Origin of the sequence: uncultured Sulfitobacter sp. (genome assembly GCF_947497275.1) — a bacterium.
Taxonomy (GTDB): domain Bacteria; phylum Pseudomonadota; class Alphaproteobacteria; order Rhodobacterales; family Rhodobacteraceae; genus Sulfitobacter.
In genome coordinates this window covers 164,735-186,594 of the sequence record NZ_CANMFS010000002.1, presented here as the reverse complement: position 1 = coordinate 186,594, position 21,860 = coordinate 164,735, and the positions used below count along the sequence as shown (strand labels likewise).

Genomic DNA, 21,860 nt, shown 5'->3' with positions numbered 1-21,860 from the left:
TGATTGGCGCCGGCGGTAAGTGTTTACTCGAAGTTCACGATGGATTCGACGAGCTCCTGACCGTAGGTCTCGTAGTACTCTTCATAGGCCGAGGCGATCGCCTCCTGGAATTTGGCCTTTTCCTCGGCCGAGATCGCATTCACCTTCATGCCGCGCTCTTTCAGCGTCTCTACGCCTGTTGTCTCGACGTTGTCGACAAAACCACGCATTGCGGCCACGGCTTGGGTCGCGGCTGTCTCGAAGATGGCTTTCTGGCTGGCGTCCAGCCCTTCCCAGAACGGCTTGGAGACCAGCAGCATGGCGGGCGAATAGACGTGGCCCGACAAGGTGAGGTATTCCTGAACCTCATCGAGCTTGACGGAGACGATCACCGAAAGCGGGTTTTCCTGCCCGTCGATCACGCCCTGCTGCAGCGAAGAGACCACCTCGGGCCAGGCCATCGGGGTAGGTGCAGCGCCCATCGCGTTGAATGCAGTCAGGTGCACCGGATTTTCCATTGTGCGGATCTTTAGCCCCTGGACATCGGCAGGCGTTTCGATCGCGTTGCGGTTGTTGGTGATGTGGCGAAAGCCTTGCTCGCCCCAAGCCAGTCCGTGCAGACCTACGTCGTCGAACTTGGCCAGGATCTCCTGCCCGATGGGGCCATCCAGCACGGCGCGGGCATGGGCGAGATCGCGGAAAAGGAACGGGATGTCGAACACGCCGGTATCTGGCGCAAAGTTCGCCAGCGTACCCGAGGACACGATGGTCGCCTCGACAGTACCCAGCTGCAGCCCCTCGATGACTTCACGCTCACCGCCCAGCCCCGAAGAGGGGAAATGGGTAAAGGTGAACTGATCACCTGTCTCGGCCAGCACGACCTCTTCGAATTTCTGCGCCGCGACGCCATAGTGGCTGTCAGGGGCAAGGGCATAGCCGATCTTGATCTCTGTCTGTGCAGCAGCAGGGCCGCCGAGCGCAACAATCGCGCTGGCAACGGCCGGCGCAAGGAACGTGAATTTCATGGATCTCCCCCCAATGAGTCTGTGCGAAGACTACAAGAGCCAACTTTCAGTAGCAAGGCTGCGCCGGGGAGTGGTGAGATGGAAACTGTCGTGCTGTCCAGACGGTTGTAGCAAATCTTGCTGATCCAAAGCCTCAGCTTTGCAAGTTCCTTTCGCAACGCGCCCGTCAGCTTGACCACGATGGCTCGCGCGTATTGGGCAGACAATGCGTTTCCCGTACGGTCTCGAACTGTTGCAGTTCTTGTCGCTCGAACGGCGTGAACCTTGACCGCGGCTCTTCATCGGAGTCAATGACAGTTGTTAAGGGCGAGCGGTCCTTGTTCAAAGTGCCGGCGGCGGGCGGCACGAAGGGGGGCGGTGGCGGAACCCGATGAATTCTGCCGAACCCCAGGCTATTGCTTTGTCGTTTTGAAAAACCAGCCACCGCGATCTTCTCTGAAGACCAGTTCAACTTGCGCAGATGATTGATCCTATCGTCTGGCTGGTGGAAATGCTGTCGTGCGTCGGCCTGAGAACCCTCATTTAGATCAGTCCGTTGTACCCAGCTGGTGCCTTGCAGGATCTCCGGTTCAATCGCGAATATTGACACCGGGTAAGCCTGTGAACGAAATCTGAAATTCGTAGTCTTGGCTGTCCGGGTAAGTTTCCGATCCGCCTTCGCTTTTGCTTCTGAATTGCTTGACCGCAAGGCGATCTGCGTTCAGTGGTTCGGTCTGTCCGATCTTGATTTCCAGCGTCGTTTCGATCCGTGGTATCCGGGATACGGGTTCTTGACGCTTGGAATTCGCAAAAAATGCAGGATGTTCTGGATGACCAGTAAAACTACACCCGGTGAGAAACCTATAAAAAGCCAGACACTGGTGCGTGGTCTGGACATTGTCGAGAGCGTTATGGAGTCTCCAAAATCCATATCCGAAATCGCATCCCAGACGAGCATGACATATAGTACGGCGCACCGGATCATTTCCGTATTGGTCGAGCGCGGCTATCTCAGGCAGGTTCCTGACAACAAGCTGACCCTCGGAGCCAAGGTTATCGAGGCGGGCTTTCTGGCCCACCGGCAAATTGAACTGGTAAAGGTCGCCCGTCCGCATCTTGAGAACCTTGCCGCGGCGACATCCGATACCGTACATCTGGCGCGGCTCGAAGGTCAGCATGTTATCTATCTGGAAAAGATACCCAGCCGCCGCCCGGTCGAAATCCGGTCGCGGATCGGTGGTCTCATGCCCGTGGTTACGACCGGTGTGGGCAAAGCGCTTGTGCTGGACTGGACCAAAGATCAACTGGACGCCATGGCTCTCAAGGGGCGGGACAGCCTGATGCCTCCGCAGACGCCGGCGGAATGGGTGCAGCAGGTTCTGGGTTTTTCACGGGAACAGTATGCCTTTGATCTGGGCGACAGCGAACCAGAGCTTCGGTGTGTTGCGGTCCCGGTTCGCGATGCGAGCACTCAAATTGTCGCCGCGATCAGCGTGACCAGCACGGTTCAGTACATGCCGCCCGACCGGATGCAGGAGTTGATCCCCCTTGTACAGGCAACTGCCTGTGCAATCTCAGCTGAATTGGGCCTGCGAAGCAAATGATGTGCCCGTACAAAAGAATCAAACCTCTCACATAGTGAGAGGCTCCTTCATAAATTGACAATGCGTCTTGAAAGCCGTTATCTTCCTGCAGGGCGGGAGGCCGGGTTTAGTGTTGCTAGTGATATGCGTTCCGTTCTGTCGTCGACCCTAGGGAGGATATCCAATGCTACTGAAACAACTTTCTGTATTTTCAACGAAAGCCACCGCAGGTGCGATTGCACTGAGTGCCGCGCTGCTTGGTACGATGGCTGCGGCCGAACCGGACACAATCCTGAAAATGGGCCACGCCGGGTCGACAACGACACCGGGCCACGTCGCGATGGAACAGGTCGACGCCGAATTGCGCGCGCGGACCGAGGGTCGTGTCGGAATAGAGATTTTCCCAAGCTCGCAGCTTGGTGGCGAGCGCGAGTTGATCGAAAGCATCCAGCTTGGCAATGTTGACATGGCCTTTGTATCATCGGCACCTTTGGCCGCGTTCAGCGCGTCGTTCTACGTGATGGACATGCCGTTCCTGTTTAAGGATCGTGAGGCCGTTTACAGTGTTCTTGATGGTGAAATCGGCCAGGAAATGCTGGCCGAACTGTCGCAGGTCGGCATTATGGGGCTGGGGTACTGGGAAAACGGCTTTCGGCAGTTGACCAATGACAAGCAAGAAGTGCGCACGCTTGATGATCTTGCCGGCTTGAAAATGCGGACCATGGAGAATGAAGTGCATATCGCCGCTTGGCGCGCCGTTGGTGCAAACCCGGCGCCGCTGTCCTTTGGCGAATTGTTCACCGCGTTGCAGCAAGGTACGTTCGACGCGATGGAAGGCCCGATCAACCTGTTCCATTCGATGAAGTTCAACGAGGTACAGCACTATATTTCCCGCACAAACCACATCTATTCGCCGCTGGTTCTGCTGATGAACCCGGATGCGGCGGCCCAGCTGTCGTCCGAGGATCTGGCAACACTCAAGGACATAATCCGCGAAGTCACGCCGCAACAGCGCGCAATGACAGCGGAGGCAGACGATCTGGCCATTGCAGCCATGCCCAACGTAAAGATCAGCGACCTGACCGCCGAGGAACTGGCTGCGTTCTCATCCAAGATGGGTCCGGTCTATGATATCGTCAAAGAAAAGGCCGGGGCCGATCTGGTAGACCGGATCGTTGGCGCGGTATCCAACTAAGGCCGCAGTGCTTTGAAAGCTTGATCGCGGCATGTGTTTCGCACGTCTGCCGCGATCTACTGACCGACCCTTCCCAATTTGCACATGAAATGCACGGACGCCGCGTGCGTTTACCGTTCAGTGAGGCCGTTTATGAGACTGATCGACGATCACCTGGAAGAGGTCATTCTGGTTGCCTTGATGGCCATTATGACCACGCTGATTGGCGGACAGATATTCATGCGCTATGTTATGCAGGCCTCGCTGTCGTGGTCCGAGGAACTGGCGCGCTATTGCTTTATCTGGATGGCCTATATCTCGGTAAGCTACGCGGTCAAGAAGGACGTGCATATCTCGACGACGGCTTTTGTCACGATGCTGCCGCCGCGCGGGATCATCATGGCGCGGATCCTGTCACATCTAATCTTTGCGGGTTTCGCGTTCCTGGTGGTGTACGAAGGGATCGCTCTGGTGCAGAAGCTGTTCGGCTTTGGCCAGCGGTCTTCATCTCTGGGATTGCTCATGGGGTATGTGTATCTGGCCCCGGTGGTTGGGTTCACGCTGGTTTTGTTCCGGCTGGCGCAACGTATCCTGATCGAGCTGTCGGCCCTTAAATCAGAGGGCCTACAATGATCTCTGCCCTGCTTTTCGGTATTTTCGCCATATTGCTGGTGCTGGGGGTGCCCATCGCCATTTCGCTTGGCGTGGCGTCAAGCGTGGTGCTGTTCACCAGCGGCAAGGTCTCAAGCAGCTTCATCCCGCAGGGGTTGGTCACGTCGATTGATTCCTTTCCGCTGATGGCGGTGCCGTTCTTCATTCTGGCTGGCGACCTGATGAGTCAGGGTGGCCTGTCGTCACGTTTGCTAAACGTCGGTAAGGTGCTGTTCGGACGTTACAATGCCGGGCTGGCGATCATTGCCGTGGCCACCTGCATGTTCTTTGGCGCGATTTCCGGTTCGGGTCCGGCGACGGTTGCGGCCGTTGGCAGTATCTTGCTGCCGGCAATGGCAAAGGATGGCTACCGGCCTGTGTTTTCCACCAGCCTTGTTGCCTCGGCGGGCAGCCTGGGGGTGATTATCCCGCCCAGTATTCCAATGGTTATCTATGCCGCGTCGGCCAATGTATCGGTCACTGGCATGTTTCTGGCAGGCATCATACCGGGCATGATCATCGGTCTGGCGCTGATGATGTATGCTTGGGTACAGGCGCGGCGTGAAGGCATTGGTGCGGATGCAACGAGTTATACACCGGGCGAAGCATGGGCGGTCGTCTGGGATGCCAAATGGGCGCTGATCGTGCCGGTGATCATTCTGGGGGGCATATACGGCGGTATTTTCACCCCGACCGAGGCTGCCGCCATCGGGGTCATTTACGGGCTGATCGTGGGTCTGTTCGTCTACCGTGAACTGCGCTTGATTGATCTCTACCGGGTGTTTGCCCAATCTGCGCTGACCACCGGATCAGTGATGCTAATCGTCGGTGCCGCGACAATTTTCGGCCGGGTGCTGACGATCGAGCGTATCCCGGTGCTTTTAGCCGAGGCGATGGTTGAGATGGTCAGCTCGCCGCTGGCGTTGCTGATGCTGGTCAACCTGCTGTTGCTAGTGGTCGGCACCTTCATGGAAACGCTGGCGGCGATCATCATCCTGACGCCAATCCTGTTGCCCGTAGCCATGGCGATGGGAATTGATCCGACCCATTTCGGCATCGTGATGATCGTCAATCTGGGCATCGGCATGGTCACGCCGCCGTTGGGCATGAACCTGTTCATCGGATCAAAGGTCGGCAACGTGCCGCTGGAACAGCTGATGCGCGGGGCGCTGCCCTTTGTTCTGGTGATGCTGGTGACACTGGCCCTTATCACATACCTACCCGCGCTATCATTGGCACTACCCACTTGGGTGGCAGGCTAGGGCGACATCCCGACATAACAGGAGACAGACATTGAAAAAGATCAAATGCGCCCTCATCGGTTCGGGCAATATCGGCACCGATCTTATTTACAAGATCCGCCGCAGCGAGGTTCTTGAACCGGTCTGGATGGTCGGCATAGACGCCGAATCCGAAGGCCTGAAACGGGCCCGTGACATGGGGCTGAAGACCACCGCCGACGGCGTTAATGGGTTGTTGCCGCATGTCGCGACAGACGATATCCAAATCGCCTTTGACGCGACAAGCGCCTATGTCCACGCTGAGAACAGCCGCAAGCTGAACGCGCTTGGAGTGATGATGATTGACCTCACGCCGGCGGCGATTGGCCCGCTTTGCGTGCCGCCGGTCAACCTGCGCGAACATGCCGACAAGCTTGAGATGAACGTCAACATGATCTCTTGCGCGGGTCAGGCAACGATCCCGATCGTCAGTGCCGTTTCATCGGTGCAGCCGGTCGCCTACGCCGAAATCATCGCCAGCCTTGCGTCAAAATCGGTGGGGCAGGGGACCCGTGCGAACCTCGACGAATTCACCTATACGACGTCGAACGCATTGGTGAAGGTTGGCGGCGCGCGCACCGGCAAGGCACTGGCGGTGATCAACCCGGCTGAGCCGCCGATGATCATGCGCAACACAATCTATTGCGAAACCGACGACTCGCCGGATCAGGCGGCCATCACCGCATCGGTGCGGACGATGATCACCGAGGTGCAGAAATATGTACCCGGTTATCGGTTGGTGAACGGCCCTGTCTTCGAAGACAACCTGGTATCGGTCTTTATGGAGGTCGCCGGGCTTGGCGACTACCTGCCCACCTATGCGGGCAATCTGGACATTATGACCGCCGCCGCCACCCGCACGGCTGAAATGTTCGCCAGCGAAATTCTGGCGGGCAAATTGACCCTGAAACCGGTGGAGGCCGCATAATGGTAAAAAGTAAACTAGAAGGCCGCAAGGTCACGTTTCATGATATGTGCTTGCGCGACGGAATGCATGCCAAGCGCGAAAAGATCAGCGTTGAACAGATGGTCGAGATCGCCACCGCGCTGGACCGCGCCAATGTGCCGATGTTGCAAGTAACCCACGGGGCCGGTCTGGGTGGCAATTCGATCCAGCACGGCAGGGCGCTTGCCACCAACGTCGAATATATCTCGGCCGTGGCCAAAAAGATGACACAGGCCACGGTTTCAGTCCTGTTGATCCCCGGCCTTGGCACCATGGATGAACTGGACGAGGCCTATGCCGCCGGTGCGCGCAGTGTCCATGTCGCCACCCACAGCACCGAGGCCGACACCTCGCCCCAGCATATTGCCCACGCCCGCAAGCTGGGGATGGATACCACCGGATTTTTGATGATGGCGCATCTCAACGACGCCGCCGGGCTGGTTGAACAGGGCAAGCTGATGGAGAGCTACGGCGCGCAGACGGTCTATGTGACGGACAGCGCCGGGTACATGCTGACCGATGACGTAACGGAGGCCATCACCCGCTTGCGCGACGCGTTAAGCCCCGAGACCGAAATCGGGTTTCACGGTCATCACAACCTTGGTCTTGGCGTGGCCAATTCGATTGCCGCCATCGCCGCTGGTGCCAGCCGGATCGACGCGTCAGTTGCCGGGCTTGGTGCTGGGGCGGGCAATGCCCCGCTTGAGGTTCTGGCCGCGGTTTGCGACCGTATGGGCATTGTAACGGGCGTCGATACATTTGCGCTTATGGATATGGCCGAAGATGTCATCGTGCCGTTGATGGATCATATCGTGCGGGTTGACCGCGAATCGCTGACGCTGGGTTTTGCCGGGGTGTATTCAACCTTTTTGCTGCCTGCAAAACGGGCCTCTGCGCGGTTTGGGATCCCGGCGCGAGATATTCTGATCGAGTTGGGCAGGCAAAAGATGATCGGCGGTCAGGAAGACATGATCCAGGATACCGCCATGACCATGGCCAGAGAGCGCGGCCTGCTGGATGCCGCTGAATAACCGGCCGGAAACCCGCGCGACCGGAGCGAGGAACGGGCCGATGTCCCGCTGGTATTGGACCTGTCGCACTTAAGTGCCGCCCTCGGTGCTCGATTTAGCCACGTTCCGTCCCGAGAGGCGACCGGGCTTTTCAAGCGGGTGCCGGGTGACGGCGTCGCAAGCTATGGAGGCGGTTTATGTATTCAAGGGTCCGCCATACCGGTCTGCCGCCGTATCTCCCATAACCGACGTCAGACCCGCTCGGCTGTGATGGTCTTGAAGAGGGTTTCAACGGCGGAGTGGTCATCCCAATTGCTCCTATCACCCATTGGTCCTTTGAACTTACGGGAAATAATGGCTTCTGCAGGCCGTATGATGGATCCAGCCGTTTGCCGGTGACCTGACGGCGGTCGCCGGTGCGCCGTGATCGTCTACTGTTGCGCATCTCATTCGCAGGTCGTCCGCACTGATCTCCGACAGCAGCTGATTTCGGAACCCCGCGTACCGTCAGGCACACCGCTATGATAACTGATAGCCCATCGATAGATAGTGAACCGTCTCACATGCTATACTATTTATTATTAGATGCTTAACGCGCCCAGTCGAGGGGAATCGAACACGCTGGCGCGGGCGAAATCACTCCCATTCGATCGTACCGGGCGGTTTCGACGTGATGTCATAGGTGACCCGGTTGATGCCCGGTACTTCGTTGATGATACGTGTTGCCGTTTCACCGAGGAAGTCGTGACTGAACGGATAATAATCGGCCGTCATGCCGTCGACGGAAGTGACTGCGCGCAGCGCGCAGGCGAAATCATAGGTCCTGCCGTCGCCCATCACGCCCACGGTCCGCACGGGGAGGATGGCGCAGAAAGCCTGCCAGATGTCATCGTATAGACCATGGCGGCGGATCTGGTCGATGTAGACGGCATCGGCTTCGCGCAGAATCTCGAGTTTCTCGCGGGTGATTTCGCCGGGGCAACGGATCGCAAGGCCGGGGCCGGGGAAGGGGTGACGCCCGATGAAGGAGGGCGGCAGGCCCAGTTCACGGCCCAGAACGCGCACCTCGTCCTTGAAGAGTTCGCGCAGCGGCTCGACCAGTTTCAAACCCATCTTTTCCGGCAGACCGCCGACGTTGTGGTGGCTCTTGATGGTTACGGAGGGCCCGCCCGCGAAACTGACGCTTTCGATGACATCCGGGTACAACGTACCCTGGGCAAGAAAACCGGCGCCTTCGATGTCGTTGGCGTATTTTTGAAACACGTCGATGAAGAGGCGACCGATGATCTTGCGTTTGGTTTCGGGGTCGGACTGTCCTTCCAGTTCGCCCAGGAAAAGCTCGGCCTCATCGGCATAAATGACGCGCAGGTTCATGTGGTCGCGGAACATCGCCACGACTTCCTCGGCTTCATTCTTGCGCAGCAATCCGTGATCGACAAAAACACATGTCAGCTGGTCACCGATGGCTTCGTGAATGAGGGCCGCGGCGACGGAAGAATCGACCCCGCCGGAGAGACCGCAGATGACATGCGCATCGCCAACCTGCTCGCGGATTTTCTCGACAGCCTCATCGCGGTAGGCATTCATTGTCCAATCGCCGGTGAATCCCGCGATGTGGACAAAATTTTCATAAAATTTCAAACCATTGGGCGTGTGGTGTACTTCGGGATGAAATTGCACCGCATAAAATTCACGGTCGGTATCTGCCGTAACGGCGAAGGGGGCATGCGGTGACGTGCCGTAGACCTTGAACCCCGGCGCGAGACGGCTGACGTGATCGCCGTGGCTCATCCAGACCTGTTCGCGGTCGGTCTTGAACCAGCCTCGCAGCAGGTCTGTCTGTTCCTCGGTGGGCGCGATATAGGCGCGGCCGAACTCGGCGGTGCCGCCACCGCCAGAGATCTTGCCGCCTTCGACCAGACCGCCCAGCATCTGCATCATGATCTGTTGACCGTAACAGATGCCGAGGACCGGCACGCCAAGCTCGAATACCGCTGCCGGCGGGCGCGGCGAATTCTCATGGACGACGCTGGCGGGACCGCCGGACAGGATCACCGCCTTGGGGTTGAAACCCTGTAGAAAAGCGTCATCAACGATGTTGAAGGGGTGGATCTCGCAGTAGACGTTCAACTCGCGCAGGCGTCGTGCGATCAGCTGGGTCACCTGGCTGCCGAAGTCGATGATGAGGAGGCGGTCATGGATTTGGTGTGTCATGGGCATTGATTAGGGTGCCGCAAAGGGGCTGGCAAGAGCAGACTGGGGCGCTGCCCCAGACCCCGGGATATTTCGTGCCAAAAGAAATAGCCGGGAGCGGATGTCGCTTTTTACCCACGACCGCCGCAATCCGTGCGGGCGCGGGGATGGCGATAGGGGTATCGGTGGCAAAACATTTATCTGAGGGGCATTCAAATGGCGGAAACAGCACGGCGTGCGCGCGGCGGGGGCGGGGCAGCACGGCGCGCGGAGCGTAGCGCGGTCTCTTTCGAGACGGCGCGGTATATCGCGCGTAATATCCCGAATTTCGAAGTGTTGACCGAAGAGGCGTTGGAGATCATCGAAACCAACGCCGAGACGGTGCTGGAGGAGATCGGTGTGAATTTTCCCGACAACCCCCGCGCCTTGGAGCGGTGGCGCGGCGCCGGTGCGGATGTGCAGGGGGAGCGCGTGCGCATTCCGAAGGGGTTGGCGCGCGAGTTGTGCAAGACCGCGCCGTCGCAGTACACACAGGTCGCGCGCAACCGGGAGCGTGATGTCGTCGTCGGTGGAAACAATCTGGTTCTAGCCCCGGTGTACGGTCCGCCCTTTGTGCGCGATCTTGCGGGCGGTCGGCGGTATGCGACGATGGAAGATTTTCGCAAATTCGTGAAACTCGGCTATATGTCGAAATGGTTGCATCATTCCGGCGGCACGGTCTGCGAGCCCACCGATATTGCAGTCAACAAGCGCCATCTGGACATGTTGCATGCGCATATGACGCTCTCGGACAAGCCATTCATGGGGTCAGTTACCGAGCCGAGCCGGGCGCAGGATTCGGTGGACATGTGCAGCGTATTGTTCGGCGATCGGTTTGTGCAGGAAAATACCGTGATGACCTCGCTCATCAACATCAACTCGCCGATGACCTTCGACGATGTGATGATGGGTGCGCTGGAGGTATATGCGCAGAACAACCAGGCCTGCATTATCTCGCCGTTCATCGTCGGCGGGGCAATGGCGCCGGTTTCCGTGGCCGGCACTTTGACGCAGGTTCTGGCCGAAGTTCTGGCAGGTATCGCCTACAGCCAGTTGATCCGTCCCGGTGCGCCGGTGATCATGGGCGCATTCGTCACATCGATCGACATGAATTCGGGTGCGCCGACCTTTGGCACACCGGAGGCTGCGCACATCACCTACGGGGCCGGTCAGCTGGCGCGGCGGTTGAACCTGCCGTACCGGTCGGCGGGATCGTTCTGTGGATCGAAACTGCCGGATGCGCAGGCAGCCTACGAGACGTCGAACTCTCTTAACATGGGATTGCTGTCCGGCGTGAACTTCATGCTGCACGCCTGTGGCTGGCTCGAAGGTGGACTGGTGTCATCGTTCGAGAAATTCGTCATGGATGCGGATCAGTTGGGCACATTGCACCATCTGGCGCGCGGTGTTTCGGTTGATGAAAACGCGCAGGCGATGGACGCGATCCGCGAGGTGGGGCCAGGCGGGCATTACCTCGGTTGCGCGCACACGCAGGAGAATTTCAAGGCGGCCTTCTGGAAATCTGATCTGCTTGACTACAAGCCTTTTGAGACCTGGGAGGACGAAGGCGCGCGCGACACGCAGACGCTTGCGGCGCTGCGCGTCGAGAAGATGCTGAACGATTACCGCGCGCCCGCGCTCGATCCGGCTGTGCACGAGGCGCTCGATGCCTTCGTCGCCGAACGCAAGGCGGGCGAGCCCGACAGCTTTATGTGATGCCGACTGTCTGCAGGCTACCTTGTGCAGCCCGCAGACGCGCCTCTCCCACGATCGCGATCAGCAGATCGATCTGCCGCATGAGACTGTGGCCGGCGTCTGCGGCTGCGCGCAGGCTTTCCTGCTCGGCTTCCATATCCAGCAATCGCAAGAGCGCCTCGGTGTGGCGCGGCAAAACGCCGTAGCCCAAAAGCCTTGGCAGGTGCGCCAGGCGACGATAATCACGACCACCGATCCGCGCGGCGCGCATCATCAAACGGGGGCGCTGGAGGGCTGCGAGGCGGGTGTGGATATCTTGCATGAAATCAGTCTCCTGTGGGACGTCGCAAGCCGATGCGGTGCGATCCTGGAAACCCATAATGTTCTAGTTTTACGAGTGTTGCGCGATCGCAGGGGTTTGCGTTCGGCATCTTCAGGATTGTTTACCTTTTAGAAACAATGATGTCCTGACTATCTGATCTTAACCAATAGGTAATCAATTCCCTCAAGGGTTGTGTTTGCTTTTCTTAAAGTTTCGCGAAAGGAGGCGTTCATACGCATGGGGCGAGTGTGGCAAAGAATTGAACAAAAGGAACATTCGCTGGAGAGGTGCGCCGAAGCTGTGCCGGAATGGGTACCCAGATCCGTGCAGAATTACCTCGATCATACCGAGAAAGGCGTCTCGATCCGGGCGCTGGCGCGGCAACAAGGCTGCCACGCGTCGACGGTACTGCGACAGATCCGGCGGATCGAGACGCTGCGCGACGATCCTCTCGTTGACGGAATGTTGAAGACACTCGGCGATCCGGTCCCCGAGGGTGCCGGATCCGGGCCGAAGGAGGTCAAGCCCGCGCTAACGCCGCCTGCGCCGGACATTCGCGACCCGCTGCCGGACGATGTGGAACTCTCGGGGCAGGCCGCGCGCGTTTTGCGGCGTCTGTGCGAAAAAGATGCGGTATTGGCGGTCGCCGTCGATATGGAAAAAGCCGTCATTGTGCGCAATGGTCCCGAGGGGCCAGACACCCGCACGGGTGTCGTAGATCGCACGATCGCCGAGGCGATGGCCCTGAAGGGTTGGATCGTTGCGGGACCTGCCGGACGGATCACCCGCTATCGGATCAACGCGGCGGGGCGCGCGGCGCTGACCGACATGATGGCACGAAGCGAGACTGCCGAGGCTGCGGACCGGGACACGACGTTCGGCATCGCCGCACAGAAAAGCGGCAGTGCCCCGCGGCGCATCCGCTACGCACTTGCCGAAAGCCCCCTTGCTGCGCTCGCACGACGCCGCGACAAGGACGGTGAATGTTTTTTGACAACGGACCTTGTGCGCGCCGGAGAGCGGCTGCGCGAGGATTTCGAACTGGCGCAGATGGCCCCGGAAGTCGCGAAGAATTGGGAACAATTTCTGTCGACGTGCGGCGCAAGCCTACCTGCGGAGCCCCCCCACGGCCCGCCGGCCACCATCGCGGCACATGCCCGCGTGCGCGCTGCGATCCGCGATCTCGGGCCGGGGCTGTCGGACGTGACATTGCGGTGCTGTTGCTTTCTCGAAGGGTTGGAAACGGCCGAGAAACACCTTGGCTGGTCCGCGCGTTCGGGCAAGATCGTGTTGCGAATCGCGCTTCAGCGGCTCAAACGACACTACGCGCAGACAGCGGGTGACGACGCGATGATCGGCTGATTCCACGGATTACCGGTCAAGGCATAAAGGATGCTGCCGGCTCTGGCGGTTGCGCCCTCTGGCGTGCGGTACCGACCGCGTCAATCGCACGCCTTGGCCTTTCGTTTGTGGTAAGGCATGTTAGATAGCATGAAACGTCGCCACACGAGGTCCTCATGCGTGATCTGAAAATTCCCGAAGTGCGTCACCCCGAAAAGGCGCGCCGCCCCGACAATCCGCAGCCCAAAAAGCCGGACTGGATTCGTGTGCGTGCACCAGGTGGCAAGGGTTTCGAGGCGACCGCCAAGATCATGCGAGACAACAAGCTTGTGACGGTTTGCGAAGAAGCGGGGTGCCCCAACGTCGGCGAGTGCTGGAGCCAGGGCCACGCCACCATGATGATCATGGGCGAGGTGTGCACACGCGCCTGCACGTTCTGCAATATCGCGACCGGCAAACCGCCCGAAGAACTGGACGCCTTCGAGCCGGGCCGGGTCGCGGATGCGGTCCAGAAACTGGGGCTGAACCATGTGGTCATCACATCGGTCGACCGCGATGATGTCACGGATGGCGGGGCGGAGCATTTTGCCCAGACAATCCGCGCGATCCGGTACCGCAGCCCCGATACCACCATCGAAATCCTCACCCCGGATTTTATCCGGTGCGGCCCGGAAGCTCTTGAAAAGGTGGTGGATGCCCGACCGGATGTGTTCAATCACAACCTTGAGACCGTACCCGGGCTCTACCCCGAGGTGCGCCCCGGAGCGCGCTATTTCCATTCGTTGCGCCTGTTGCAACGGGTCAAGGAACTCGACCCGTCGATGTTCACCAAATCCGGCATCATGGTCGGTCTGGGAGAAGACCGGCAGGCGGTGATACAGGTGATGGAGGACATGCGGGCGGCAGATATCGATTTTTTGACCATCGGTCAGTATCTGCAACCCACCCCCAAACATCACCGGGTGGACCGCTTCGTCCATCCGGATGAATTCGCCGCCTACGAGAAAGCCGCCTATGGCAAGGGATTCCTGATGGTGTCGGCCACGCCGCTTACACGGTCGAGCTATCACGCGGGCGACGATTTCGCGCGCCTGCGGGAGGCGCGCCTGGCAAGACTGGCAGGGGCTCCTGTGGCGTAATGGCGGCCTGATCAAGCCAGCACCCGTCTATAGGTACGCCGGTACCGTGCTATTCTTGCGCGCCACGTCGATGATAGGCGGGCATACCGCCAATTCCCGATTTCAGCGATGATCCGTTTGGGCGTTTCGGTGGAGATGCATGCGCAGACGTTCTGGCGTGTGTTCATGACGGTCAGTTCGTCGGTTTTCACTACGGGATGCCGGACAGCGTGCCGGTGACGCCTGTCGTCTTGTCCGGAAACAAGGCGACGGGCACCGACCTTCTTGCCCAGGAAATCATTCGAACCCCGGCCACTCTTCGCACGCGATGCCCTTTGAGGGCACGCCGCGCGAGGCGGAACTCGCACTGGGCTAGCATCATCTTAATATCAGGTCTCGCACCAGCAGCTGTAAGGGGTATGTGCTGGAACTGGCCGGTCCTGCGCATGGGATCGCCAGCCTGCGCAAATGGGCGACGGGTGATGCAAGCCCGGAGGCGCTTATGTAACTGAGTGAAACGCATCCCATTTTCGTCAGGCGGCGGTACCCGGCGCGGTCGGGTCACGATCCGGCGTTGATCGGTTGTGGAGTCAGTCGGCGCGGGACCCTGTCCGCCTGGGCCCAGTCCGGCCAGAGGCCGAAATAGTCAATCCCCAACACCAAAGCGGCGAGCGCGATGGCCCCGAACACCAGCTTGACCATCCGCATCGACGGAGGTCTGCGCGCCCAAAGCTTGGCCCGCATGAGCCGACGTGGGTCAAGCATCTTCGGTGAACCGCACTTTGCCGATAAAGGGCAGGTTTCTGTTGCGTTGCGCGAAATCGATGCCGTATCCGACGACGAACTCGTCGGGGATCTCGAACCCGGTGAAATCTGCGCGCAGGTCCACCTCGCGGCGGCTGGGTTTGTCGAGCAGGGCCACGGTCTTCAGTTTCGCGGGTTTGCGCGCGCGCAGCAATCCGGTGACATGAAACAGGGTATGACCGGTGTCGACGACATCTTCGACCACCAGCACGTCCCGCCCCTCGATACCACCGCGCAAGTCCTTGAGAATGCGCACTTCGCGGCTGCTTTGCATCGCGTCACCATAGCTGGAAGCCTCGAGGAAATCAACCTCGATCGGCAGGTCCAGTTCGCGCACCAGATCGGCGATGAACACGAAGGAACCGCGCAGCAGTCCGACCACCACCAGTTTGTCGGTGTCGGCGAATTCCGACTGGATGCCGCGGCACAGTTCCTCGATCCGGGCGGCGATGGATTTTGCCGAAATCATCTCGTCTATGACATAAGGACGCGCTGGCATGGTAAACCTCTTGATTGTGCCGCCCTTCGGGCTTTGATACAGCGCTACGCAACTGAGCACAGGAAATCAATGCCCACCCATTCCGAGACCCGCACGCTGCCGTATTCGGCCCAACAGATGTACGATCTGGTGGCCGATGTAGAAAGCTATCCAGAATTTCTGCCATGGACCGCTGCCGCGCGCATCCGGTCGGACGTGGATAAGGGCGACCACCGCGTGATGGACGCCGATCTGGTGATTTCTTTCAAGGTGTTCCGCGAGCGGTTTACCAGCCGGGTCGTCTCGTGGCCCGAAGATCTGAAAATCGACACCGAATATCTGGACGGTCCGTTCAAGAAGATGGTGTCCAACTGGGCGTTCGAGGACACGGATACCGGCTGCAAGGTGCATTTCTTCGTCGATTTCGAATTCCGCAACGTGATCCTGCAAAAGATCATCGGTGTCGTGTTCAACGAGGCGATGCAACGAGTCGTCAAAGCGTTTGAGAAGCGCGCGGATGCGCTTTATGGCTGATGCGCGGGCCTGCGCTTTGCAGGGGAGACAGCCATGGCGATTACCGACAAACTGATTAAATTCTACCGAACCGAGGTTCCCGAAGAGGCGGCGGCGATGATGCGCCTGTCCCTGTTCGACTGGGCGGCCTGCGGCATCGCGGGCGCACGAGAGAGCGCGTTCCATCCGTTCATACGCGCCCAGATGGTCGAGGAGGGGCCGGTTCGTGTTTTTGGCGGTGGTGCCACCGGGGTTGCGGTTGCGGCGTTGGTCAACGGCACGCTGAGCCACGCGCTCGACTACGACGACACCCATTTCGCGCACCTCGGCCATCCGTCGGTCGCAGTCCTTCCGGCAGTGATCGGATTGGCCGAGACGCTGGATATTGCGCTGACCGATGCAGTCGACGCAGCCGCGCTGGGTGTAGAGGCGAGCATTCTGACAGGCATCTGGCTGGGTCGGACGCATTATCAAACGGGCTTTCACCAGACGGCGACGGCGGGTGCGTTCGGGGCCACACTCGGTGCTGCGCGGCTGCTGGATCTGTCGCCCGCGACGACGCGCCACGCTCTTGGGATCTGCGCCAGCATGGCCTCGGGAATCAAGGAACAGTTCGGCACGATGGCAAAGCCGCTCAACGCCGGTCTGGCCGCGCGTAGCGGTGTCGAGGCCGCGCTCTGGGCACAGTCCGGACTGACCGCGGCACGCGACGGTCTGGCCGGTCCGCTAGGCTTTGGCCCCACTCACCACGGTGAGGACGCCGAGATCAAGCTGCCCAAGAAGGTCTGGAACATCAGCAGCATAAGCCACAAGTTCCACGCCTGCTGCCACGGGCTGCACGCGACCCTCGAAGCGTTCGGCGAGGCGGATGTGACGCCGGACCGAATCTCGTCCGTTCGGATCCGCGTCCATCCCCGCTGGATGAGCGTGTGCAACATCGCGGCGCCGGAAACGGGGTTGGAAGTGAAATTCAGCTATGCGCACACGGCCGCGATGGTGCTTTCGGGTCACTCGACGGGCGCTATCGCGAACTTCAGCGATGCTGTGGCACGCGACGCGGATCTGGTTGATTTGCGCGACCGCGTCGAGGTGGTGGCGGATGACAGTCTGAGCGAGACACAGGCGCAAGTCACCCTGACACTCGGGTCAGGCGAGGTGCGACGCCTGCGCCATGATCTTCTGTCGCCCCTCTCGTTGGAGACCCGCAGCGAAAAGCTACGCACCAAGGCCCGCGCGCTGTTGGGCGAGGGGCATGCCGAAACGCTCTGGCAGGCGGCGATCGGCGTCGAACTGGACGGCCTCACAGAGCAGTTTGCACAGCCCTGAGCGGCTCAGGGCGCGGGCCACTCCGCCAGCGCCGCCACAAGCATATCAAGTGCGTGATCGCGCGACGCTGAACGCACCGACGCGCGACCCAGAGCACCGAAATCGCAGGTATGGGCCCGTGTGACACCGGCCATGGCAAGCCCGAAACAGACCCGGCCCTCGGGTTTGTGTTCTGATCCTCCGGGGCCTGCAATGCCAGTGACCGCGACGGCAAGTTGTGCGTGGCTATGCGCCAGCGCGCCTGCGGCCATTTCGGCGGCGACCGCTTCGGATACTGCTCCATTCGCATCCAGCGTGGTCTGAGCCACGCCCAGCATCTCGACCTTGGCGGTGTTCGTATAGGTAACGAATCCTCTCTCGAACACGGCGGAGGATCCGGGAAGGTCGGTCAACGCGGCAGCGAGCATGCCAGCGGTGCAACTCTCTGCGGTGGCGATCATTACCTTGCAGGCCTGGGCGCGGGCAAGGATTACGGCAGCGGCATCAGAGGAGCCCATGCGCGACCCCCGCCAGAATCACCACGCCGATTGCCGCGAATACACCGGCGATCACATCGTCCAGCATGACGCCAAGCGCATCGCCGCGCCGGTCTGCCCATCCGACCAGCCAAGGCTTCCAGATGTCGAACAGACGGAACAGAACAAACGCGGCGATCCATCCCGGCCACATCACGGTGATGTCCAGCCCCATCCGCCAGCTTGCGATGGACAGCGGCAGCAAGGCGATCCATTGGCCAACCACCTCGTCGATTACGATTTCCGACGGATCGTGGTCTGCGGTGCCCGCAGTCATCACCGCCGTGGCCCACCAACCGCCGAAAAACACAAGAATGATCGCAATCGCCAACAGGGGAAAGCCGCCCAGTACATGTACAAGCCACGCCCAGGGCAGGGCAAACAACGATCCCCAGGTTCCCGGCGCAGGCCGGAGATTTCCAACCCCCACAACCGTGCCGACAAGCCGCGCGGGCGTCATGATTTCACCAGCGTTGCTGTGGCCAGACAGGCGATGCCTTCACCGCGCCCGGTAAAGCCGAGCCGTTCCGAGGTCGTGGCCTTGACCGACACCCGCGACATCTCGATGGCCAGCATGCCTGCCACGGCTTCGCGCATCGCGGGACCGTGGGGGCCGACCTTGGGATATTCGCACACCAGCGTGCAGTCGACGTGCGTGATCGCGAAACCTTTGCGCTTTGCCATATCCGCCGCGTGACGCAAAAAGAGATGACTCTCGGCGCCTTTCCACTGCGGGTCGGAGGGGGGGAAGTGGGTGCCGATATCGCCCGTCGCCAGTGCGCCGTAAATCGCATCGGTGATCGTATGCAGGCCCACATCGGCATCAGAATGGCCGCGCAGCCCCTTATCGTGCGGAATTTTCACGCCGCACAACATTACATGATCGCCCGGTCCGAAAGCGTGCACGTCGAATCCGTTGCCGGTGCGAATGTCCATCGTAGTCTCCAATATGCGGGCGGCGCGGGCAAAGTCCGACGCCGTGGTGATCTTCAGATTATCCGCGCTGCCTTGGGTAATGGCAACCGCCAGACCATGCGCGCGCGCCACGGCGACATCGTCGGCGGCGGGACCGTCGTAGGCCGCGTGCGCGGCACGGATCGCAGCCAGATCGAACCCTTGTGGCGTCTGTGCGGCATAAAGGCCGGCGCGATCGCGTGTGCCGCTGACTTTTCCTTCCGCGCCTGTCCATAGCGCGTCGGTAATCGCCAGCCCCGGTGCCGCGCCGTCATGATCGCGCAACGCATCCACGACGTCGTGGACGATCTGCGCGCTGACACAAGGCCGCGCTGCATCATGGATGAGCACGGCATCACACCCGGTGGCCAGATCAAGCCCCGCGCGCACGGAGGCCGCGCGGCTCTCGCCACCCACGCAAACCGCGATGCCTCGGGCCTCGAAACCCGCCGCTTCGGCCATATCGTCCGCGTGCAGGACCAGTGCCATGCGATCTATTCGGGGGTGGTGCGCAAAAGCCGCGAGCGTGTGGTCGATTACACGCGCCCCGGCCAACGGCTGCCATTGCTTCGGGCGCGGCCCACCCGCGCGCAGGCCGCGACCCGCGGCCACGATAAGAGCGCAAACGCGCATAGCTGTCCCTTTTTCATACTCAGGGATCTTTTAGGAAATCGTGCGATCAGGCGCAACATGCGCGGCACGCGAAGCCATGTGATTAAAAAGTAGGCGCATGATGCGACGCGGCGCTTTCGCAGGGCCTGATATCATTGTAGTCCGCGCGTGCCTCCGCTAGATCTGGAGCAACGCCTAAGGATTAAGCACAGTGTTCATGGACTTCCCACTCGATCTCTCCCCGCCAGTACTTCTCGCGCCGATGGCCGGGATCACTGATTTGCCGTTCCGCGCGCTGGTCAGTCGATTTGGTGCCGGGCTGGTCGTGTCCGAGATGATCGCGTCGGGCGAGCTGTTGACCGCGCGGCCGGGCACCCGCGAGAAGGCCGAATTGGGTCTGGACCAGACCGGCACCGCGGTGCAGATCGCAGGGCGCGAGGCCGCACCGATGGCTGAGGCGGCGCGGATGCTGGTTGGGCAGGGCGCTCGGATCATCGATATCAACATGGGCTGTCCGGCCAAGAAGGTGACGCAAGGCGCATCCGGATCGGCCCTGATGAAAACACCTGATCACGCGCTGTCGCTGATCGAGGCGGTGGTGGCCGCAGTCGACGTACCTGTCACGCTCAAGACCCGCCTTGGGTGGGACGATGAGATGCGCAACGCGGCGACGATTGCGCGGCGCGCCGAAGCGGCCGGTGTACGGATGATCACCATTCACGGACGCACGCGGTGCCAATTCTACAAGGGACAGGCGGATTGGGCCGCGATCCGCGCGGTTGTCGACGCCGTTGATATCCCTGTGATCGCCAATGGCGATATCGTCGATCCGGACTCAGCCACACGCGCGTTGGCGCTGTCAGGTGCGGCGGGGGTGATGATCGGGCGTGGGATACAGGGGCGCCCGTGGCTGCTGGCGCAGATCGCGCACCACCTTTTCGGCACGCCGGCGCCCGATATTCCCCGTGGCGCGGCGTTCGTAGAAATGGTGCGCGGTCATTACGACGATATTCAGGCCTTTTACGGCGTTGATCTGGGTCTGCGCGTGGCACGCAAGCATCTGGGTTGGTACATGGATCACGCAGACACGCCACCAGAGGTCCGTCGCCGGGTCCTGACCGCGCGCGACGGCGATACCGTGCGCGCACTTCTGCCATCCGCCTTGTCCGGCGCCCCCGTCGGCATAGCCGCATGAGTACCACGCCCAATTCCGGTCAAGGGGTCCGTGTGGCAGACCGCGCTCTCTGGGCGTCCTTGCCGGTGCCTGCGCTGCTGGTGGCATGCGACGACAGCATCACCGACATGAACGCCGCTGCCGAAGGATTTCTGAATGCCTCCGCCAAGGCCGTTGTCGGCACACCGGTCTGGGACATGATTGCCGTCGACGCGCCACTGGAGCAGGCATTCGCCCGCGCGCGCGCAACCGGAACACCGCTGTTTGTCAATGACGTCGACGTTGGCAGCGGCCACCGCCCGCCCTTGCAATCGCAGCTTCAGATTGCGCCGCTTTCGGGAACGGACGGGGTGATGATCCTGATGATCTCGCCGCGCGAACTGGCCGGTCGGATGACCCAGAACCAATCGGTGAAATCGGCGGCGAAATCCGCGATCGGCATGGCCGAAATGCTTGCGCATGAAATCAAGAACCCGCTCGCCGGGATCACCGGTGCCGCCCAGCTGCTCAGCATGAACCTTCACAAGGACGATCTGGAACTGACCGATCTGATCGTGGCGGAAAGCCGGCGGATCGTGAAACTGCTCGAGCAGGTGGAGCAGTTCGGCAACCTGACAGCACCCGAGCGGGCGGCGGTCAATCTGCACGATGTGCTCGACCGGGCGCGCCGTTCTGCGATCCTGGGTTTCGGCGCACAGATGAAGATCGTCGAGGATTACGATCCGTCGTTGCCACCGGCATGGGGCGACAAAGACCAGCTGTTACAGGTGGTTCTCAACCTGCTGAAAAACGCGTCCGAGGCTGCGGGGCAGGGGGGCGGTACGATCCGTCTGCACAGCTATTACGAACATTCCTTCCGCCTGCGCCGTGCCGACGGCAGCGGGCAGCCCCTGCCGCTGCAGATCGAGGTCATCGATGACGGTCCGGGCCTGCCGGAGCATATAAGAAGCGACGTGTTCGATCCGTTTGTTTCGGGGCGCGAAAACGGCACCGGTCTGGGACTGGCGCTGGTGAGCAAGATCGTCTCGGAACATGGCGGCTGGATATCGGTCACGTCGGTCCCCGGCCGCACTGTATTCCGTATCTCTCTGCCGCGCGCTGACGAGAAGAAAATCAAGGCGACTGAAACGCCCGAGAAGGAGGAGTAGA

The 21,860-nt window shown here is 60.5% G+C and carries 22 protein-coding genes; 13 read left to right on the top strand and 9 right to left on the bottom strand.

Annotation, left to right across the window (positions count from 1 at the left end):
- Positions 1–23 precede the first annotated feature (23 nt).
- Positions 24–1,004 carry a TRAP transporter substrate-binding protein gene (locus tag Q1A06_RS04845; protein ID WP_299559372.1) on the bottom strand — a complete coding sequence of 327 codons (981 nt, stop codon included), beginning with the start codon at positions 1,002–1,004 and terminating at the stop codon, positions 24–26.
- 166 nt (positions 1,005–1,170) lie between these two features.
- Positions 1,171–1,593, bottom strand: coding sequence for a hypothetical protein (locus Q1A06_RS04840; protein ID WP_299559370.1), 423 nt, complete (start codon positions 1,591–1,593; stop codon positions 1,171–1,173).
- Positions 1,594–1,804: 211 nt separating this feature from the next.
- Between Q1A06_RS04840 and Q1A06_RS04835 the strand changes: the two genes are divergently transcribed.
- The 6 genes from Q1A06_RS04835 (at position 1,805) to dmpG (ending at position 7,648) form a co-directional block, all read left to right on the top strand.
- Positions 1,805–2,587 carry an IclR family transcriptional regulator gene (locus Q1A06_RS04835; RefSeq protein ID WP_366523502.1) on the top strand — a complete coding sequence of 261 codons (783 nt, stop codon included), beginning with the start codon at positions 1,805–1,807 and terminating at the stop codon, positions 2,585–2,587.
- Between the two features lie 163 nt (positions 2,588–2,750).
- Positions 2,751–3,761 carry a TRAP transporter substrate-binding protein gene (locus Q1A06_RS04830; protein ID WP_299559364.1) on the top strand — a complete coding sequence of 337 codons (1,011 nt, stop codon included), beginning with the start codon at positions 2,751–2,753 and terminating at the stop codon, positions 3,759–3,761.
- A gap of 132 nt (positions 3,762–3,893) precedes the next feature.
- Positions 3,894–4,373, top strand: a complete 480-nt coding sequence (locus Q1A06_RS04825) for a TRAP transporter small permease (RefSeq protein ID WP_299559361.1) — start codon at positions 3,894–3,896, stop codon at positions 4,371–4,373.
- The gene (locus Q1A06_RS04820; RefSeq protein WP_299559358.1) at positions 4,370–5,653 is read left to right on the top strand and encodes a TRAP transporter large permease; all 1,284 of its coding nucleotides are present in this window, start codon (positions 4,370–4,372) and stop codon (positions 5,651–5,653) included. Before Q1A06_RS04825 ends, Q1A06_RS04820 begins: the two co-directional genes overlap by 4 nt.
- Positions 5,654–5,684: 31 nt before the next feature.
- A complete protein-coding gene (locus Q1A06_RS04815) occupies positions 5,685–6,599 on the top strand; it encodes an acetaldehyde dehydrogenase (acetylating) (protein ID WP_299559355.1) in 915 nt (304 codons plus the stop codon).
- Entirely contained in the window at positions 6,599–7,648 is a 1,050-nt protein-coding gene (gene dmpG, locus Q1A06_RS04810) for a 4-hydroxy-2-oxovalerate aldolase (RefSeq protein WP_299559352.1), read from the top strand. The genes Q1A06_RS04815 and dmpG overlap by 1 nt, the downstream gene beginning before the upstream one ends.
- A gap of 615 nt (positions 7,649–8,263) precedes the next feature.
- On the opposite strand, the gene guaA is transcribed toward dmpG, so the two are convergent.
- Complete coding sequence (gene guaA, locus Q1A06_RS04805; RefSeq protein ID WP_299559349.1) at positions 8,264–9,841, bottom strand: glutamine-hydrolyzing GMP synthase; 1,578 nt, start codon at positions 9,839–9,841, stop codon at positions 8,264–8,266.
- A gap of 195 nt (positions 9,842–10,036) precedes the next feature.
- Between guaA and Q1A06_RS04800 the strand changes: the two genes are divergently transcribed.
- Positions 10,037–11,575 (top strand): trimethylamine methyltransferase family protein, encoded by a 1,539-nt coding sequence (locus tag Q1A06_RS04800; RefSeq protein ID WP_299559344.1) that lies wholly within the window; start codon positions 10,037–10,039, stop codon positions 11,573–11,575.
- On the opposite strand, the gene Q1A06_RS04795 is transcribed toward Q1A06_RS04800, so the two are convergent.
- Positions 11,568–11,876, bottom strand: coding sequence for a DUF6477 family protein (locus tag Q1A06_RS04795; protein ID WP_299559341.1), 309 nt, complete (start codon positions 11,874–11,876; stop codon positions 11,568–11,570). The genes Q1A06_RS04800 and Q1A06_RS04795 overlap by 8 nt on opposite strands.
- Before the next feature lie 237 nt (positions 11,877–12,113).
- Between Q1A06_RS04795 and Q1A06_RS04790 the strand changes: the two genes are divergently transcribed.
- Entirely contained in the window at positions 12,114–13,238 is a 1,125-nt protein-coding gene (locus Q1A06_RS04790) for a DUF6456 domain-containing protein (RefSeq protein WP_299559338.1), read from the top strand.
- Positions 13,239–13,393: 155 nt separating this feature from the next.
- Positions 13,394–14,356 carry a lipoyl synthase gene (gene lipA, locus Q1A06_RS04785; RefSeq protein ID WP_299559335.1) on the top strand — a complete coding sequence of 321 codons (963 nt, stop codon included), beginning with the start codon at positions 13,394–13,396 and terminating at the stop codon, positions 14,354–14,356.
- 540 nt (positions 14,357–14,896) lie between these two features.
- On the opposite strand, the gene Q1A06_RS04780 is transcribed toward lipA, so the two are convergent.
- Together Q1A06_RS04780 and hpt are read right to left on the bottom strand one after the other, a co-directional pair.
- Positions 14,897–15,100 carry a hypothetical protein gene (locus Q1A06_RS04780; protein ID WP_299559332.1) on the bottom strand — a complete coding sequence of 68 codons (204 nt, stop codon included), beginning with the start codon at positions 15,098–15,100 and terminating at the stop codon, positions 14,897–14,899.
- A complete protein-coding gene (hpt, locus tag Q1A06_RS04775; protein ID WP_299559328.1) occupies positions 15,093–15,638 on the bottom strand; it encodes a hypoxanthine phosphoribosyltransferase in 546 nt (181 codons plus the stop codon). The genes Q1A06_RS04780 and hpt overlap by 8 nt, the downstream gene beginning before the upstream one ends.
- 69 nt (positions 15,639–15,707) lie before the next feature.
- Between hpt and Q1A06_RS04770 the strand changes: the two genes are divergently transcribed.
- Entirely contained in the window at positions 15,708–16,151 is a 444-nt protein-coding gene (locus tag Q1A06_RS04770) for a type II toxin-antitoxin system RatA family toxin (protein WP_299559324.1), read from the top strand.
- Between the two features lie 33 nt (positions 16,152–16,184).
- Complete coding sequence (locus Q1A06_RS04765; protein WP_299559320.1) at positions 16,185–17,456, top strand: MmgE/PrpD family protein; 1,272 nt, start codon at positions 16,185–16,187, stop codon at positions 17,454–17,456.
- Positions 17,457–17,461: 5 nt separating this feature from the next.
- Here Q1A06_RS04765 and Q1A06_RS04760 read toward each other — a convergent pair whose 3' ends face one another.
- From Q1A06_RS04760 to Q1A06_RS04750, 3 genes are read right to left on the bottom strand one after another with little or no spacing between them, the layout of a single operon-like run.
- Positions 17,462–17,953 carry a CinA family protein gene (locus tag Q1A06_RS04760; RefSeq protein ID WP_299559316.1) on the bottom strand — a complete coding sequence of 164 codons (492 nt, stop codon included), beginning with the start codon at positions 17,951–17,953 and terminating at the stop codon, positions 17,462–17,464.
- Positions 17,940–18,431: a phosphatidylglycerophosphatase A gene (locus Q1A06_RS04755; protein WP_299559312.1), complete on the bottom strand. Its 492-nt coding sequence runs from the start codon at positions 18,429–18,431 to the stop codon at positions 17,940–17,942. Before Q1A06_RS04755 ends, Q1A06_RS04760 begins: the two co-directional genes overlap by 14 nt.
- Positions 18,428–19,558 (bottom strand): bifunctional 2-C-methyl-D-erythritol 4-phosphate cytidylyltransferase/2-C-methyl-D-erythritol 2,4-cyclodiphosphate synthase, encoded by a 1,131-nt coding sequence (locus tag Q1A06_RS04750; RefSeq protein ID WP_299559309.1) that lies wholly within the window; start codon positions 19,556–19,558, stop codon positions 18,428–18,430. Before Q1A06_RS04750 ends, Q1A06_RS04755 begins: the two co-directional genes overlap by 4 nt.
- A gap of 196 nt (positions 19,559–19,754) precedes the next feature.
- On the opposite strand from Q1A06_RS04750, the gene dusB reads away from it, so the two are divergent.
- Both dusB and Q1A06_RS04740 read left to right on the top strand, forming a co-directional pair.
- Positions 19,755–20,732 carry a tRNA dihydrouridine synthase DusB gene (gene dusB / locus Q1A06_RS04745; protein ID WP_299559304.1) on the top strand — a complete coding sequence of 326 codons (978 nt, stop codon included), beginning with the start codon at positions 19,755–19,757 and terminating at the stop codon, positions 20,730–20,732.
- On the top strand, positions 20,729–21,859 hold the full coding sequence (locus Q1A06_RS04740) for an ATP-binding protein (RefSeq protein WP_299559301.1): 1,131 nt from the start codon (positions 20,729–20,731) through the stop codon (positions 21,857–21,859). The genes dusB and Q1A06_RS04740 overlap by 4 nt, the downstream gene beginning before the upstream one ends.
- The last annotated feature ends 1 nt before the right edge of the window (position 21,860 follow it).